The sequence below is a fragment of the Kocuria sp. KD4 genome (assembly GCF_011769905.1).
GTDB classification, from domain to species: Bacteria; Actinomycetota; Actinomycetes; order Actinomycetales; family Micrococcaceae; genus Kocuria; species Kocuria marina.
The window spans coordinates 2,105,647-2,122,465 of record NZ_CP050449.1; the positions used below are offsets into that span (position 1 = coordinate 2,105,647).

Here is a 16,819-nt window from a genome sequence, read left to right on the forward strand (position 1 = left end):
TCTTTAGCCTACCGAGCGTCGCTGGGTGCGGGCGATAAAGGTGCGTCGTGGTCACGCACGAACCGTCGCACCGCCGTCCGCAATGCGCGCTCGGCGTCGAGGCCGCGCGCGGAGCTGTCCTGCACGCGGCGGAACAACTCCTCCCCCAGCGCGTCCTCCTCCGCCTGCCGGTCCTGCTCGTCCGACTCGGGGCGCGGTTCCGGGAGCCCGGCCACGCCGTGCCGGCGCGCCTTGGACAGGGCCTTCTCGGCGTACGCGAGCGCCGGCAGCGCCGGCGGGATGCCGTCGAAGATCCGCGTGCGCTGGGGTTTCTCGCGGCGTTTCACGGCGTCCCAGCGCGCGGCGAGTTCCGCGTCGCTCGGTGTCCCGTTGCCGACGACGCCGCTGCCCGCGCCCGTGACATCCGAGCCAGTGCCGCCTGGGCTGGCACTGTCCAGGGTGGTGCCCTCGACAACGGTGCTGTCCGCAGCGGTCGCCTTCACAGCGCCCGCAGTCGCAGCGGTCGTCCCCGCGGCCTGGCGCGCCGCGGCGTCGTCGCCCGGTGGGAACACCGCGGGATGGCGCCGCACGAGCTTGTCCGTGACCGCGGCCAGCACGTCCGAGATGTCGAAGCGCTGCCCGTCAGGGTGTTCCTGGCCGATGCGCGAGTGGAAGACGACCTGCAGCAGCACGTCCCCGAGCTCCTCCACGAGCTCGGTACGACGCCGCTCGGACGGCTCGAGCGCCTCGACCGCCTCCACGACCTCGTAACTCTCCTCCACGAGGTAGCGCAGCAGCGACTCGTGGGTCTGGGCGGCATCCCACGGGCACCCGCCCGGCGAACGCAAGCGGTCCATGACGGCGAGCAGCCGCTCGAACTCCGCGCCCGGTGCGTAGCCTCGGTCCGGCGCCGCCGGGTCATGGGCGGTCATGTTCCCCGTCCTGGCTTTCTGCGCCGACTCATCGTGCGGGGTCACAGACCCCGCGGGCGCCTCTCGTGTCGGTTCCTCGGGCGCCGTCATGCGTCCTCACCCGTCACTTGGCGTTCGAGCCATTCCTGATAGGTCCGCGGCACGAACGCCGCGCGGGCCGCGTTGCGCTGCACCGCGACCAGATCGGCCTCGTCCCACCCCGCCTGCTCACGCAACAGCTCGAGCTCGTTGCCCACGGAGGTGTCGCTCATGAGCCGGTTATCCGGGGAGATCGTGACCGCGAAGCCGTGCCGCAGAAACCGGGTGGCCGGGTGATGGGCGATGTCGTCCCCCCACACCGCGCTCGCACCGGTCTGCAGGTTGGAGCACGGGCAGACCTCCAGCGCGATCCTGCGGTCGCGGATCCACCGGGACAGCGGCGACCGCGCATCGGGGTCCTCGTTGAACAACCGCACGCCGTGACCCAGGCGCAGGGCGCGTCCGGCGGTGAGCGCATCCGCCATGGACTCCGCACCGTCCGCTTCACCCGCATGCAGCGTCACGGGGATGAAGTTCTCCGCGAGTAGGTCGAGGGCCGGTTGGTGGCCCGACGCCGGGAAACCGCGCTCGGGTCCGGCGAGGTCGAACGCGACCACGGACCCGGGTGCAGGTTCGCCGGGGACGCCCCCGTGCGACGTCGTGGTGTCAGACGCCGCGTGGTCGGAGCCCGCGTGATCGGACGCCGCGGCACGCACGCGGCGCACCACGAGCTCGGCGATCTCGAGAGAGCGGTCCAGGTGGCGCATGGCGCACAGGATCTGCACGACTGAGAGGTGACCGCCCGCGGCCTTGACCTCGGTCACGCCCTCGGCGAGACCGGCCTGCACGGCATCCACGGCGTCGTCGAGCGTGAGCCCACCGGCCACGTGCTGTTCCGGGGCCCAGCGCACTTCCGCGTGCACGATCCCGTCCGCCGCGCAGTCCGCGACGTACTCGCGGGCCACCCGGCGCAGCGCGTCCGCGGTCTGGGTCACGGCCACGGTGTGCGCGAAGGTCTCGAGATATCGCTCCAGACTGCCCGAGTTCGCGCTGTCCCGAAACCAGCGACCGAGCGCGGCGGGGTCCGTGGCGGGCAGCTCATGGCCGAAACCTGCGGCGAGGTCGATGATCGTGGCCGGTCGCAGCGCGCCGTCCAGGTGATCGTGCAGGCAGATCCGGCGCTGTGGCCCGAGGCCCCCGTCCGTGGTGCGGTCGGGGGCCTCGGGAGTGGTTCTCGTGGTCATGGATCAGTAGTTCCAGTCCTGCAGTGCCTCGTTCACGTGCTCCGGGATGTTGGAGCCGGTGCGCGGGTACATCCGCAGCTCCTCGAGATAGTTCTGCCCCGGCAGGCGCTGCTCGTAACGAACGAAGGCCTCCTCGTCCGAGTAGTCGAACGTGACCTCGGGCGGGACGCCCGGGCGGAAGCGGAACATCATGGCCAGCGGTGCGCCGGAGCCCTCCACGTAGGAGTCGTCCTTGAGCTCCTGGACCTTGAGCAGTTCCTCCGGAACCAGCTCGAAGGTCGGACGCTGATCCCAGAACCCGTTGAGGCGCACGTGGGTCAGCGCGTCGTAGTACGTGCCCAGGGCGCGCACACGGATCAACACGGTGGAGACGTCCCGCGCGGTGCCCTCGGAATCGAACAGGTGCCGCTGCGCGTCCGCCAAGCGGGAGACCACGTCACCCGTGGTCAGCGCGAGGTTGCCCGGGGCCAACGCGTCCGGGTCGAGTCCCTGCTCCGGCTCGGCCCCGCGGTACGACGGCGCCACGTCCGTGGCGAGCGCGACCTGCGGTGCGCTCGCGGGGTCGTCCTCGGTGTCCTGCGCAGAGGCGCCGGGCACGAGGTTCTCGGCGGGTTCCATGCCGAACTCGGACTCGTCCACGTGGGCCGGGAGGTCCTCGGGGCCGGACTCCTCAGCGGTGTTCCGCGCACCGAGCTCGGTCTCGTCCGCGGTGGACATGCCCACCACACCGGCGCCCACGGCCTGGGCGGCGGAATCAAAGTGCACGTCGTGCGCGGTTTCGGGCTGCTCGTCCGAGAGGTCCTGATCCGCGGACTCGTACTCCGTGGCGTCCTGAGCGGGGGCGACCTCGGAGGACTCGTCGGTCTCGGTGGCGCGTTCCTCGATCGCGTCGGTCCCCTCGGGGCGATCCTCCGGGGTCAGCGCGACGGGCTCGGCGTCGAGCGCCGGATCGCGCTCCTCGAACTGCCCCCGCTCGTCGAGCGGCTCCGACCGCTGGAGCTGCTCGGCCTCTTCCTGCTGCGCCGTGAGCTCGGCGGCATCCCGATCGGCCACCGCGGGCGCCTCGAGGAATTCGTCCTGCGCGACCGGGGCCGCGGGCTCGACGAACTCAGGCTGCTCGGGCTCGTGCACCGCGGCGGGTGCGGGGGCGGTGCCCTCGGCGACCACGGGGGCCGCGTGACCGGCTGTGAGCACCTCGCCGTCCTCGGCGGGTTCACTCGGGCCGTGTTCGGGAACCACGCGCACGGCGTCGTCGTCGGCCAGCGCGGTGTCAGCGGGAACGGTCCCGGCGGCGAGCCGGGAGTCCTCTGCGGGCGCGCCGTCGGCGACGGGGGCCCCGGCCACCGGGTCATGCTGCGAGGCCTCGGCCGGGGCGTCGCCGTGCACGTACTGCTCCGTGCGGGACTCGCCGTTGGGGAAGTCGTAGGTCACGGTGATCTCGCGCTGCCCGTCGTGCGGGTTGGCGGCGATCAGGTCCAGCTGGCGCCACGGCCCCACGGGGGTGTTCATGGCCTGGGTGTAGAGGTCCGCGACATCGTCGAACAGCGGCGAGCCCTGGTCCACCGTGCCGTTCTCGACCTCGTCCTGGGCGTCCCCCACGGCCTGGCGGGTCTGGTGCGTCATGATGTTGCCCGACTGCACGAGGGTCAGCCGTGCACGGTCCGCGCCACGGGACAGCAGCAGCTCCACGAGGTTGCGCAGCGCGCCGGACTCCGGCAGCGCCACGGCGTTCGGATCGGGACGACGCGGCGCGTTCTCCTGGGCATGCTGCGGTGCCTCGGGAGCGCCCTGCGCGCTCTGGGGAGCGGCCGCAGGGTCGACGGGGCGGGCGCCGGGAGCCGGCTGGGGTGTCGGGGTGTCGTTCTTCTTGCTGCGGAACAGATCTCTCAGACCCACGTGTTCGTTTCCCTTTCAGAGCCGGGCTTGGTTTCCTGCAAAGTATAGGTGGCGCGGGCTCCGCCGATACCGGGAACCGGGCCCGTGCGCCGGTCCGTGACGGGCTCGACGTCGCTCCGCCCCGGTTACAGGTTCTCCGGCCCGAAGGCGTCCGGGAGCACCTGGTCCATGGGTCGGACCCCGCCGACCGTGAGCAGTTCCATCCCGGGGGCGCGGTGTTCGTACAGCAACTGGCGGCAGCGCCCGCACGGCATGAGCACCTCACCGTGGCCGTCCACGCACACGAACGCCACGAGCTTGCCCCCGCCGGACATGAACAGCGCGCTCACCATGGAGCACTCGGCGCACAGGGTCACCCCATACGACGCGTTCTCGATGTTCGCGCCCGTGACCACGCGGCCGTCATCCACGAGTGCGGCCGCCCCCACCGGGTATCGGGAGTACGGCGAGTAGGAGTGGGCCAGGGCGTCCGTGGCGGCACGCTGCAGTTCGCGCCACGTGGCCTCGTCCACCGGGTTGCGGGTGTCACTCATGATCCTTGCCTCTCCTCGTCGCTCGAACGTCAGAATTGCTCGGTTCTGGAACTGCTCGGTCTCACGTTTGCACCACCGGTCGACGACGCCGCGTGGCCATGCGAGCGGCGCATGCGCCGGCGTCGTCGTACGGTGGTGCGCGTCATTCCTTGGTGTACGGCTCGCCCGAGGCGGCCGGGCCGCGGGAACGGCCCACGAGACCCGCCACCGCGAGGATCGTGACCACGTACGGCAGCATGGCCAGGAACTGGCTGGGCACAGGGGTGCCCAGGAAGGACAGGATGGATTCCAGGTTGGATGCGAAACCGAACAGCAGGGACGCGAGCAGCGCACCCACGGGGTTCCAGCGGCCGAAGATCAGCGCGGCCAGGGCGATGTACCCGGCGCCCGCGGTCATATCGCGCGTGAACGCGGAGACCGAGACGAGCGTGTAGAACGCCCCGCCCAGACCGGCCACGGCACCGCCCAACAACACGTTGCGCACGCGCAGCGCATTCACCGAGACACCCAGGGTGTCCGCGGCCTTGGGGTGCTCCCCCACCGCGCGGGTACGCAGACCCCATCGGGTCCGGTACAGCGCGAACCACACCACGATCACCGCGAGGTACATGATGTAGCCGATCACCGACTGGTCGAACAGCACGGGACCCACCACGGGGATCTCGGCGAGGACCGGAATGCGCACGTGCGGCAAGCGGTCCGGTGCGTTGAAGGACGCGGCGTTGGGCTCGAGCACGGTCGCGAAGAGGAACCCGGTCAGGCCGGAGACGAGCACGTTGAGCACCACACCCACGATCACCTGGTTCACGCGGTAGCGGATCGCGAACAGCGCGAGCACGGCGGCGACCAGCACCGCTCCCAGCATCGCCGCGAGCAGACCCACCCAGGGGTTGCCGGCCACGGTCCCGGCGACCGCGGCGGAGAACGCACCGAAGAGCAGCTGGGCCTCGATCGCGATGTTCACCACGCCCGAGCGCTCACACAGCAGACCGCCCAAGGAACCGAAAACGAGCGGCGTGGCGAGTGCCACGGACCCGGCGAGCAACGCCGTGATGGAGATGCTGGGCGTCTGGGCGGTGCCCACGATCCACACCAGGAACCCGGTCACGAAGAAGAAACCGGCCACGATCACCGCCCAGCGCGGCAGCTTGCGCGCCTGCACGGCCGCGTACACCGCGAGGGCGGCGAGCACGATCGTGACTACCCAACCGTAGGGGGCGGAGGGCACGGAGACGTCGGGCAGGCGGATGGCACCGCCGTCATTCGAGAACCGGAAGTCCACCCTCTGCCCGGAGGCGTTCAGCGCGAAGACGATCAGGGACACGAGCGCCAGGACACCCAGGCCGATCGCGGGCCGCAGGGTCCGCACACCCACGGCGCGGTTCGCGGCGGAGGTGGCCAGAGCGGCTTCGGGCGCGTGCTCCGGAGATCCGGACGAAGGACCGGAGGACTGCGAAGTAATAGCGGTACTCACGCGGCGGCCTCCTGCGAGCGACGGGTAGCGAACTCGAATAGCGGGGGCAGCGCCACGAACAGCACGATCAGGGACTGCACGACCAGCACGATGTCGATGTTGGTCCCCGTCATGGACTGCATGGTCACGCCACCGGCGCGGAAGGCCCCGTAGAGGATGCCCGCGAAGAACGTCCCCCACGGACGCGAGCGGCCGAGCAGGGCCACGGTGATCGCGTCGAAGCCGAAGGACGCGGCCACGCCCGAGGTCAGCGAGTGTTCCGTACCGGCGATCTGCGCGGTACCCGCGAGCCCGGCCAGCAGGCCGGCGAGGAGCATGACGACGACGAACCCGCGGGTCACGGAAATGCCCGCGGTACGCGCGGCGCGGGGGTTCGCTCCCACGGCGCGCAGCTCGAAGCCCACGGTGGAACGGTTGAGCAGCCACGCCACGGCCACGGTGGCCAGCACGGCCACCACGAAGCCCCAGTGCAACCGGAAGTGGTCACCCAGCAGCTTGGGGAACATCGCGGTGTCCGCGACGGGCGGGCTGATGGGGTTGGACGAGCCCTCGCGCTGAAACCCCGGCAGCGTGAGCAACCACGCCACGAGGTTCAGGGCCACGTAGTTGAGCATGATCGTGAGGATGACCTCGTGCGCGCCCGTGCGCGCCTTGATCAGTCCCACGATCCCGCCCCACACGGCACCGCCCGCGGCGCCGGCGACGACGACGGCGAGCAGGTGCAGTCCCACGGGCAACTGCCACGCGAAACCAACCCACGCCGCAAGCGTGGCACCGATCAGGATCTGTCCCTGGGCGCCGATGTTGAACAGCCCGGCCCGGAACGCGAGGGCCACGCCCAGACCCGCGAGGATCAGGGGGGTCGCCACGGTCAGGGTCTCGGTCAGCGGATACAACCGGTCCGCGAGCGTGCTGCCGTTGGGGTTATACACCGCGCCGTAGAACATGGCGATGTACGCGCTCGAGGCCGCTCGCCACATCGCGGAGAGCGTGTCCCCGGGGCGGGCGAAGAAGTACCCGGCGGCCTGGCGGACGCGCTCGTCCGTGACTGCGATCAGCAGCCCGCCCAGGATCAGCGCCACGACGACCGCGAGCACCGACTGCAGGGTGGAGCCCAGCAGGGTGCGACGCGGGTCCTCAGCGGAGAGTTCGGTGGGTGGCGGGGCCGAGACCTGATCGGAGGTGGCCGGTGCGGTGGACGCGCTCATGCCGTGCGGTTCCCCTCGGGTCGGTCGGTGGTTCGGTCGGTGGGGTGGGCGCCGGGATCGAGGCCGTCCCCATCCAGGGTGACGGCAGCGGCATCGCCCGCGTGAGCGGGAGCGGTCGCGGGTGCGGCCGTCGAGCCGCCCGCGGGGGCACCCGCCGGGGACCCGCCGTCGTCGTGCGAGTGATCCCACGGCGCGGGCGGCAGCACGCTGTCCGCGGGCTCACCGGCCATCATGCGCCCAAGGGCCTCGCGGGGGGTGTCCGGGCCCACGATACCCATGAGGCGACCGTGGAAGAACACCGCGATGCGGTCCGCGAGTGCGTAGATCTCGTCCAGTTCGGTGGACACGATGAGCACCGCGGTGCCCTTGTCCCGCTCGGCCACGATGCGCTTGTGGATGAACTCGATGGATCCCACGTCCACGCCGCGCGTGGGCTGGGACGCCACGAACAGTTTGAGGGGCCGCCCGAGCTCGCGGGCGATCACGACCTTCTGCTGATTGCCGCCGGAGAGCGTGGCCACCGGAGAGTCCACGGATCCGGTGCGGATGTCGTACTCGTTCACCTCAGAGCCGGCGTGCCCACTGATCGCACCGAGGCGCAGGGACGGTCCCGCCGCGAACTCCCGTTCCCGGTAACGGTCCAGCACGAGGTTCTCGGCCACGGTGAAGGTGCCCACGAGTCCGTCCGTGGAACGGTCCTCGGGCACGAAACCCACACCGCTGGCCAGGATCTCCCGGGTGCGCAGCCCCACGAGTTCCTGCCCGTCCAGGCGCGCGGAACCGCTCACCTGCTCCTCGAGTCCCACGAGGGCCTGGGTGAGCTCGGTCTGTCCGTTGCCCTGCACACCGGCCACGGCCAGGATCTCGCCGGGCGCGACGTCGAATTCCACGTCGTCCAACAGGACGACGCCGTTGTCCCCCACCACGGTGAGCCCGCGCACCTCGAGCGCGGTACCGGTGGTGTGGGCGGTGTCCTTGGCCACGGTCAGGGAGACGTCACGGCCCACCATGAGCGCCGCGAGCTCATCCGTGGACGTCTCAGGGCCCACCTGTCCGACCACTTCCCCGCGGCGGATCACGGTGATCACGTCCGACACGGCCCGGACCTCGCGTAGCTTGTGGGAGATGAACACGATGGACGTGCCGTTGTCCCGCAGTTGCCGCATGATCTCGAGCAGCTCGTCCGTCTCCCGCGGGGTCAGCACGGCCGTGGGCTCGTCGAGGATCAGCACCTTGGCGTCCCGCACGAGGGCCTTAATAATCTCGACCCGCTGTTGGACGCCCACGGGCAGGTCCTCGACCACGGCGTCCGGGTCCACCGCGAAGCCGTAGCGTTCGGAGATCTCCCGGATCCGGGCCCGGGTGGTCTCCAGGTCCAGGGACATCCCGCGCGTGTTCTCGTGACCCAGGGCCACGTTCTCGGCGACCGTGAAGACCGGGATCAGCATGAAGTGCTGGTGCACCATGCCGATCCCGGCCGCCATGGCATCGCCGGGGCCGGAGAAACTGACGGGCGCGCCGTCGATCTCGATCGTGCCGGACGTGGGCTCGTACAGCCCGTACAGCACGTTCATGAGCGTGGACTTGCCCGCACCGTTCTCACCGAGCAAACAGTGGATCTGATGTGTTTCCACCGTGAGGTTCACACGGTTGTTGGCGGTGAAGTCACCGAACTTCTTGGTGACGTCCGTCAGTTTCAACTGCACTGTTCTGCTCCTGCCGGGCCCGCCCGCTCAGGCGGTGGGGGCGTTCTTGGACTGCACCGTGACCTTGCCGTCGATGATGTCCTGCTTGAGCTGCTGGACCTGCTTGTCGAGGTCCTCGCTGACCTCGTCCTGCTGGTCGTGGTAGGGGGCCAGGCCCACACCACCGTTCTCGAGCGTGCCCACGTACTGGGTGTTGTCGAAGTTGCCGTCCGCGGCCTGCGTCACGACGTCCTCGACCGAGGTGGACATCTCCTTGAGCACGGACGTGAGCAGGAACTCCTTGCCGGCGTCCAGGGTCTCGTAGCCGTCGGTGTCCGGCCAGATCAACCGGACGTCCTTGCCGCTGCGGTTGGCCTCGGTCACGGCGTCCACGGTGCCCTGGGCCGCCTGGCCCGCGACGGGCAGCACCACGTCCGCGCCCTCGCCGATGAGGTTCTGCGTGACGGTCTTGGCCTTGGAAGAATCCTGGAACGAGCTCAGGAACGTGCCGTTCTGGGAGTCCTTGTTCCACCCGAGGACCTGCACGTCCGCCTTGTTCTTCTCGTTGTAGTACTTCACCCCGTCCGCGAAACCGTCCATGAACACGGTCACGGTGGGGATGTCCATGCCGCCGTACGTGGCGACCTTGCCCGTCTCGGACGTGCCCGCCGCGAGGTACCCGGCCAGGAACGCCGCCTGGGCGGTGTTGTAGACGATGGGCTTGACGTTGTCCGCCTTGATCGAGTTGTCGTCCACGATCGCGAAGTGCTTGTCCGGGTTGGCCGCGGCCACCTTCTTGGTGGTGTCCGCGAGCAGGAAGCCCACGGAGACCGTGAGGTTGCAGCCCTGCTGCGCCATGGAGGTCAGGTTGGGCTCGAACTCCGTCTCGGACTGGGACTCGGCCTGGCTGATCTGGATGCCCTTGTGCTCCTCGGCGGCCTTGAGGCCCTCATAGGAGCTCTGGTTGAAGGAACGGTCCTGGAAACCGCCGTCGTCGGAGACGATGCAGCCCTTGAAGTCGGAGGCCTGGGCGCTGCTGTCGCCGGCGTTGTCCGGGGCGGCACCGCAACCCGCCAGGACCAGGCCGGTGACCCCGGCCAGGCCAAGCGTCCCCAGGGTGCGCAAACGTCGAGTGGTCATGAGGTCCTCCGGTCGGACTGGGATCAGATGTGGGTCGTGACCCGGGAACACAGTGCACGGGTCACCGGCCCGTGCCCCCGGGCGGTGACCCGTGCAGTGAGCCGGGTCATAGGTCAGCTCAGTGTAGCCCCGGAAGTACCCAGCAGTACGCTCACCGCGGGCGTGTCAGGACTGCGGGGCGTCCGGCGTCGTCGTCGCGTCCGCGAGCTCGCGCACGCGCAAGCGGATGGCGCGCAACGCCGTGGAGGCCATGACCTGCACGCCGCAGCCGATCGCCTCCTCCTGAGGGGCGTAGTCGGACTGGTGCAGGTCGTAGGTTCGGCCGCCGGGAGCCCGGGTCCCCAGGCGCATCATGGCGCCGGGGACGTGCTGCAGGAACCACGCGAAGTCCTCCCCGCCCATGGACTGCTCCACCAGCAGGATGCTCTCCTCCCCCAGCTCCGCTCGCGCGGCGATCTCCAGCAGGGTGGTCTCGGTCTCGCCGTTGACCACCGGCGGCACACCCCGGATGTGCTCGAGGTCCACGTTCACGCCGTACGGTGCGGCCACCTGCTCCACGACCTCGTCCAGCATGTCCCCGGCGCGCGACCACGCGTCCGCGTCCAGGCAGCGCATGGTCCCGGACATGAAACCGGACATGGGGATCGCGTTGGGTGCCACACCTGCGTGGATCTGACCCCACACCACGGCCACCCCGGAGCGCACGTCCACGCGCCGGGAGAGCACCGCGGGCACGTTGATCGCGATCTGGCTCATCGCGTAGACCAGGTCCTCGGTCAGGTGCGGGCGGGACGTGTGCCCGCCGCGTCCGGACAGCTCGATCCGGATGGTGTCCGACGCCGAGGTGATCGCCCCGATGCGCGTGCCTACCTGGCCCACGTCCACCTTGGGTTCGCAGTGCAGGGCGAACATCCGCGGCACGCCGGCCAGCACGTCCTCCTTGATGATGGTCAGGGCGCCGCCGGGCAGTTTCTCCTCGGCCGGCTGGAAGACCACGCGCACGGTGCCCGCGAACGGGGACGAACGGTGCACGTCGGCGAGCACGCGGGCCACCCCGAGCATGACCGTGGTGTGGATGTCGTGACCGCACGCATGCATCACGCCCTCGTTGACGGACGCGTAGTCCAGGCCCGTGTCCTCGAGGATGGGCAGGGCGTCGATGTCCGCGCGCAGGCCCACCATCACGGGCCCGCGACCCACGTCCACGTAGCACCCGGTGCGTTCGAAGCGCACGGGGTGCAACCCGGCGGCCTCGAGGGCGTGCACGATCCGGTCCGTGGTGCGGTACTCCTCGTAGGACAGTTCCGGGTGCTTGTGGATGTCCCGGCGGAAGCGCACGAGGTCCGGGAGGTAGTGCGAGAGCAGGGGGCCGATGGCCGGGGGCAGTCCGATGTCGTCGGCGGACGGCAGAGGCAGATCCAACATGTGTGTCACAGTACCGCCGGGACCCCGCGCGGTGATTCAGCGCGGGCGGCGGCGGGGCTCACAGGACGTCCGTGTCGCCGTTGCGCTTGAGGGAGTCCACCGCGTTCTTGACCCGTTGCGCGTGCTCGGCCGTGGTGACCAGCAGGGCATCCGGGGTGTCCACGACCACGATGTCCGCCACGCCGATTAGCGCGATCAACCGCCCCGTGTCGGACACGACGATCCCGGAGGACTCGTCCGTGAGCACACGGTTGTTCTGGCCCAGGATGGACACTGGCGCGTCCGTGCGCGGGTCCACCTTGTTGAGCCGGTTGATCGCCGCGAAGTCCCCCACGTCCTCCCACGTGAAGTCCCCGGGGACCATGGCCACGTCCCCGGCCGCGGCGGCGGGTTCGGCCACGGCGTAGTCGATCGCGGTCTTGGTCAGGGTGGGCCACACCTCGTCCACGACGGCGTCCCGCTCGGGAGTCTCCCACGCGTCCGCGATTCGGTCCAGGCCCCGCGCGAGCTCGGGTTCGCTGCGGCGCAGGTAGGAGAGCATGAGACCCACGGGCGCCACGAACATGCCCGCGTTCCACGTGTACTTCCCGCTGGCCACGTAAGCGCGCGCGGTCTCCTCGTCCGGCTTCTCCACGAACTGCTCCACGGCGAGCGCGTGGGGTGCCTGATCGAGTCCCAGGGACTGCCCCGCCTTGATGTAGCCGAAGCCCGTGGCGGGCGACGACGGCGTGATCCCGATCGTGACGATGCGTCCGGTGTCCGCCGCCCGCACCGCTTCCTTGACGACCTCCTGGAACGCCGAGGCGGGCTCCACCACGTGGTCCGCCGCGAACGAACCGATGATCGCGGTGGGGTCGCGGCGCTCGATGAGCGTGCACGCGAGGCCGATCGCCGCCGCGGAGTCCTTGGGGGACGGCTCGAGCACGAGGTCGTCCGCCGTGAGCTCGGGCAGCTGTTCCTGCACCGCCCCGGCGTGGGAGCGCCCGGTCACGACCATGACCGGACCGGCGGACAGGCCCGCGAGCCGGTCAAAGGTGGCCCGCAGCAGGGACGAGCCGGAGCCCGTGAGGTCCAGCAAGAACTTGGGGGCATCCGCACGGGACAGCGGCCACAGCCGTGAACCCACCCCGCCCGCGGGGATGAACGGATGGAAACGTTGCAATGGCGAAGTCACGACGGTCAGTGTACGGCCCCCTCCCCCGGCGGCCCTGGATGCGTCACCCGTGACATCCCGGGGTACGGGCCGCACACGGGCCGGGTGTGCCCACCCACGACGCGGCCGGCCGGCCCACGGGGACTTCCCGTGAGCCTTCGCGGGCCCGACCCCGCACCCGGGCGAGAGGGGCCCTCGAAGGCCCCGTGAGACGTCGCAGGCGGACCTTACGCACGGAGGTCGTGGGGCCGCTCGGGCGCGTATCACGGGCCGCTTGGGGGCCGCTTGACGGCCGCTCGCGGGGCGTTCGGACGGCGCACGGCCGGAGCCGATTCAGACACAGAACAATGCGCTAATTCCGCGCTATTCCGGGGGGCACACTTGCAGACACGTTGTCAGGAAATGTGCGGGGGGCTGGTATCTTTGACGAGAACTACCGCATCATCCATGACAGAGCCAGCCAGGGCTCCGCCATCGCCGTGCACTCGCGCGAGAACGCTGCCTTCTTCTTCGACCATTCTTCGGTGCGCACGACGACGAGCGACACAGGGAGGACATTCCGTGGCGAACTCAACCAGGGGCACCCTTTACCGCGGCCAGTACGGCATGTGGTCTTGGGTCGCCCACCGTATTACCGGCGTGGCCATCTTCTTCTTCTTGCTGGTCCACGTCCTCGACACCGCTCTCGTGCGTGTATCCCCCGAGGCGTATAACGCAGTGATGGCGACCTACAAGAACCCCGTGATGGGTCTCGGCGAGGCCGGCCTCGTGGCCGCGATCGTCTACCACGCCTTCAACGGCCTGCGCATCATCCTGATCGACTTCTGGAAGGGTGGGACCAAGAACCAGAAGGGTCTGCTCTGGGGCGTCATCGCCCTCTGGGTCATCGTGATGATCCCGTTCCTCATCCGTCACCTCTCAGTCGTTTTCGGGGGTTAATTCCGTGAGCACTCCTCTCAAGACCAAGATCAGCGTCCCCCGCAGCCGGGACCTTCAGGTGGACGGCGTGAAGTACAACCGCGCCGGTTCGTCCCGCAGCAGCTTCGAGATGATCGCGTGGCTGTTCATGCGCATGTCGGGCGTGGTGCTGCTCGTGCTCGTGTTCGGTCACCTCTACGTCAACCTCATGGTGGGGGACGGCGTGCACGCGATCGACTTCGGATTCGTGGGCGGCAAGTGGGCCAACCCGTTCTGGCAGGTCTGGGACCTGGTCATGCTGTGGCTGGCCATGCTCCACGGCACCAACGGTATCCGCACCATCATCGACGACTACGCCGATCGCAACACCACCCGCTTCTGGCTCAAGGTGCTGCTCTTCGTGGCCTCGGGCTTCGTGATCCTGCTGGGCACCATGGTGATCTTCACCTTCGAGCCGTGCCCCGCCGGTGCGGACCCCGCGCTGCTGGCGTCCTTCTGCCCCGGAGCGTGATCGCGGCCACGGCAGAGCCCCCGGCTCCGCCGTCGTGCGTCGTCCCGGCCCGAGCGGCCGGGACCCGATACTTCTCCCACTCACCCACATAGAAAGAACATCTGGTATGCAGGTTCACAAGTACGATGTGGTAATCGTCGGCGCCGGCGGCGCCGGCATGCGTGCCGCCATTGAATCCGGCCAGCGCGCCCGCACTGCCGTACTGACCAAGCTCTACCCCACGCGCTCCCACACCGGTGCGGCCCAGGGCGGCATGTGCGCCGCCCTCGCCAACGTCGAGGAGGACAACTGGGAGTGGCACACGTTCGACACCGTCAAGGGTGGCGACTACCTGGTGGACCAGGACGCCGCGGAGGTCATGGCCAAGGAAGCCATCGACGCGGTGCTGGACCTGGAGCACATGGGACTGCCCTTCAACCGCACCCCCGAGGGCAAGATCGACCAGCGTCGCTTCGGTGGGCACACCCGCGACCACGGTAAGAACCCCGTCCGCCGCGCGTGCTATGCCGCGGACCGTACCGGTCACATGATCCTGCAGACCCTCTACCAGACGTGCATCAAGCACAACGTGGAGTTCTACAACGAGTACTACGTCCTGGACCTGATCATGGTGGACACCCCGGAGGGCCGCCGCCCCGCCGGTGTGGTCTCCTACGATCTCGCGACCGGCGAGCTGCACGTGTTCCAGTGCAAGTCCGTGATCTTCGCCTCCGGTGGCGCGGGCAAGGTCTTCAAGACCACGTCCAATGCCCACACCCTCACGGGCGACGGCATGGCGATCGCGTTCCGCAACGGCCTGCCCCTCGAGGACATGGAGTTCGTGCAGTTCCACCCCACGGGCCTGGCGGGCCTGGGCATCCTGGTCTCGGAGGCCGCCCGTGGTGAGGGTGGCATCCTGCGTAACTCCGAGGGTGAGCGTTTCATGGAGCGCTACGCCCCCACCATCAAGGACCTGGCCCCCCGTGACATCGTGGCCCGTTCCATGGCCAACGAGGTCCGTGAGGGCCGCGGTTGCGGCCCCAACAAGGACTACGTCCTGCTGGACCTGACCCACCTGGAGCCGGCGCACATCGACGCCAAGCTCCCGGACATCACCGAGTTCGCCCGCACCTACCTGGGTGTGGAGCCCTACACTGAGCCGGTGCCCGTGTTCCCCACCGCGCACTACTGCATGGGTGGCATCCCCACCGACATCAAGGGCGAGGTCTTCCAGGACTCCGAGAACACGGTTCCCGGTCTCTACGCCGCTGGTGAGGTCGCGTGCGTGTCCGTGCACGGCTCCAACCGTCTGGGCACCAACTCGCTGCTCGACATCAACGTGTTCGGCAAGCGCTCCGGAATCTACGCCGCGGAATACGCGCGGGACGCCGAGTTCCTGCCGATCCCCGACAACGCCACCGAGCGCACCGAGGCGCTGCTCAACAACGCGCGCAGCCCGCACGGTGACGAGAAGGTCGCGGCCATCCGCAAGGACCTGCAGGACACCATGGACGCCAACATGCAGGTGTTCCGCACGGCCGAGACCATCCAGACGGCCCTGGACGACATCGCCGCTCTGGAGGAGCGCTACTCCCACATCTCCATCCAGGACCAGGGCAAGCGGTTCAACCTGGACCTGCTGGAGGCCGTGGAGCTGGGTTTCCTGCTGCAGCTGGCCAAGGTGATGTCCGTGGCCGCCCTTCACCGCGAGGAGTCCCGCGGGGGTCACTTCCGCGAGGACTTCCCCAACCGAGACGATGAGAACTTCATGGTCCACTCCATGGTGTACGAGGACCCGTCGTCCCCCACCGCGGGAATCCGGCAGGAGACCAAGCCGGTGATCATGACCCGCTACGAGCCGATGGAGCGTAAGTACTGATGTCCACTGCAGCCACCGAGAACCAGACCCAGGACGCCCAGAAACCCGGCGACAAGGGCGAGGAGTCGATCCCCACGTACGACGTGGTGCTCAAGGTCCGCCGCTATGATCCCGAGTTCAGCTCCGAGGCGCACTGGGATGAGTGGAACCTGACCATGTACGGCACCGACCGCGTGCTGGACGCCCTGCACAAGGTCAAGTGGGAGCTGGACGGTTCCCTGTCCTTCCGCCGCTCGTGCGCGCACGGCGTGTGCGGTTCGGACGCCATGCGCATCAACGGCCGCAACCGGCTCGCGTGCAAGACCCTTCTCAAGGACCTGGACCTGTCCAAGCCCATCCTCGTGGAGCCCATCAAGGGCCTCCCGTGCGAGAAGGACCTGATCGTGGACATGGAACCGTTCTTCCAGTCCTACCGCGAGATCATGCCGTTCCTGGTGAACGAGGACCACACCCCCACCGGAGAACGCTTCCAGTCCCAGGAGGACCGCGCGCGCTTCGACGACACCACCAAGTGCATCCTCTGCGCCGCGTGCACGTCCTCGTGCCCGGTGTTCTGGACGGACGGGCAGTACTTCGGCCCGGCCGCGATCGTCAACGCGCACCGGTTCATCTTCGACTCGCGTGACCAGGCCGGTGACATGCGCCTGGAGATCCTCAACGATAAGGAAGGCGTGTGGCGCTGCCGCACCACCTTCAACTGCACCGAGGCGTGCCCCCGCGGCATCCAGGTGACCAAGGCCATCGCCGAGGTCAAGAAGGCGGTCTTCGCCTCCGCCTTGTGACCCCTCGTCGCACGACCGCGGCCCCGGGATCCCTCGTGGATCCCGGGGCCGCGGTCTTTCCCG

The 16,819-nt window shown here is 69.2% G+C and carries 14 protein-coding genes; 4 read left to right on the plus strand and 10 right to left on the minus strand.

Annotated elements, in window-relative coordinates:
• Nucleotides 1-8: 8 nt before the first annotated feature.
• The 10 genes from HBK84_RS09485 to HBK84_RS09530 all read right to left on the minus strand — a co-directional run bounded on the left by HBK84_RS09485 (nt 9) and on the right by HBK84_RS09530 (nt 12,708).
• Complete coding sequence (locus HBK84_RS09485) at nt 9-911, minus strand: MazG nucleotide pyrophosphohydrolase domain-containing protein (protein ID WP_167318756.1); 903 nt, start codon at nt 909-911, stop codon at nt 9-11.
• 86 nt (nt 912-997) lie between these two features.
• The gene (locus HBK84_RS09490) at nt 998-2,173 is read right to left on the minus strand and encodes an adenosine deaminase (RefSeq protein ID WP_167318757.1); all 1,176 of its coding nucleotides are present in this window, start codon (nt 2,171-2,173) and stop codon (nt 998-1,000) included.
• A gap of 3 nt (nt 2,174-2,176) precedes the next feature.
• A complete protein-coding gene (locus HBK84_RS09495; RefSeq protein ID WP_167318758.1) occupies nt 2,177-4,069 on the minus strand; it encodes a hypothetical protein in 1,893 nt (630 codons plus the stop codon).
• A gap of 125 nt (nt 4,070-4,194) precedes the next feature.
• Nucleotides 4,195-4,602 (minus strand): cytidine deaminase, encoded by a 408-nt coding sequence (locus HBK84_RS09500; protein WP_167318759.1) that lies wholly within the window; start codon nt 4,600-4,602, stop codon nt 4,195-4,197.
• A gap of 142 nt (nt 4,603-4,744) precedes the next feature.
• A complete protein-coding gene (locus tag HBK84_RS09505; protein ID WP_370520527.1) occupies nt 4,745-6,076 on the minus strand; it encodes an ABC transporter permease in 1,332 nt (443 codons plus the stop codon).
• The gene (locus HBK84_RS09510; RefSeq protein ID WP_167318760.1) at nt 6,073-7,284 is read right to left on the minus strand and encodes an ABC transporter permease; all 1,212 of its coding nucleotides are present in this window, start codon (nt 7,282-7,284) and stop codon (nt 6,073-6,075) included. Before HBK84_RS09510 ends, HBK84_RS09505 begins: the two co-directional genes overlap by 4 nt.
• Nucleotides 7,281-8,990 (minus strand): ABC transporter ATP-binding protein, encoded by a 1,710-nt coding sequence (locus tag HBK84_RS09515; RefSeq protein WP_167318761.1) that lies wholly within the window; start codon nt 8,988-8,990, stop codon nt 7,281-7,283. The genes HBK84_RS09510 and HBK84_RS09515 overlap by 4 nt, the downstream gene beginning before the upstream one ends.
• A 27-nt stretch (nt 8,991-9,017) precedes the next feature.
• Entirely contained in the window at nt 9,018-10,109 is a 1,092-nt protein-coding gene (locus HBK84_RS09520) for a BMP family protein (RefSeq protein ID WP_035963736.1), read from the minus strand.
• Nucleotides 10,110-10,274: 165 nt separating this feature from the next.
• A complete protein-coding gene (locus HBK84_RS09525) occupies nt 10,275-11,534 on the minus strand; it encodes an amidohydrolase (protein WP_052160783.1) in 1,260 nt (419 codons plus the stop codon).
• 58 nt (nt 11,535-11,592) lie between these two features.
• On the minus strand, nt 11,593-12,708 hold the full coding sequence (locus tag HBK84_RS09530) for a mannose-1-phosphate guanylyltransferase (RefSeq protein WP_064847179.1): 1,116 nt from the start codon (nt 12,706-12,708) through the stop codon (nt 11,593-11,595).
• 540 nt (nt 12,709-13,248) lie between these two features.
• On the opposite strand from HBK84_RS09530, the gene sdhC reads away from it, so the two are divergent.
• From sdhC to HBK84_RS09550, 4 genes are all read left to right on the plus strand, one after another.
• Nucleotides 13,249-13,626, plus strand: a complete 378-nt coding sequence (gene sdhC / locus HBK84_RS09535) for a succinate dehydrogenase, cytochrome b556 subunit (RefSeq protein WP_082943437.1) — start codon at nt 13,249-13,251, stop codon at nt 13,624-13,626.
• A 4-nt stretch (nt 13,627-13,630) separates the two neighbouring features.
• Nucleotides 13,631-14,116 carry a succinate dehydrogenase hydrophobic membrane anchor subunit gene (locus tag HBK84_RS09540; RefSeq protein ID WP_035963740.1) on the plus strand — a complete coding sequence of 162 codons (486 nt, stop codon included), beginning with the start codon at nt 13,631-13,633 and terminating at the stop codon, nt 14,114-14,116.
• A 106-nt stretch (nt 14,117-14,222) separates the two neighbouring features.
• Nucleotides 14,223-15,974, plus strand: coding sequence for a succinate dehydrogenase flavoprotein subunit (gene sdhA, locus HBK84_RS09545; RefSeq protein WP_064847180.1), 1,752 nt, complete (start codon nt 14,223-14,225; stop codon nt 15,972-15,974).
• Nucleotides 15,974-16,756, plus strand: a complete 783-nt coding sequence (locus HBK84_RS09550) for a succinate dehydrogenase iron-sulfur subunit (RefSeq protein WP_064847181.1) — start codon at nt 15,974-15,976, stop codon at nt 16,754-16,756. Before sdhA ends, HBK84_RS09550 begins: the two co-directional genes overlap by 1 nt.
• Nucleotides 16,757-16,819: the final 63 nt, after the last annotated feature.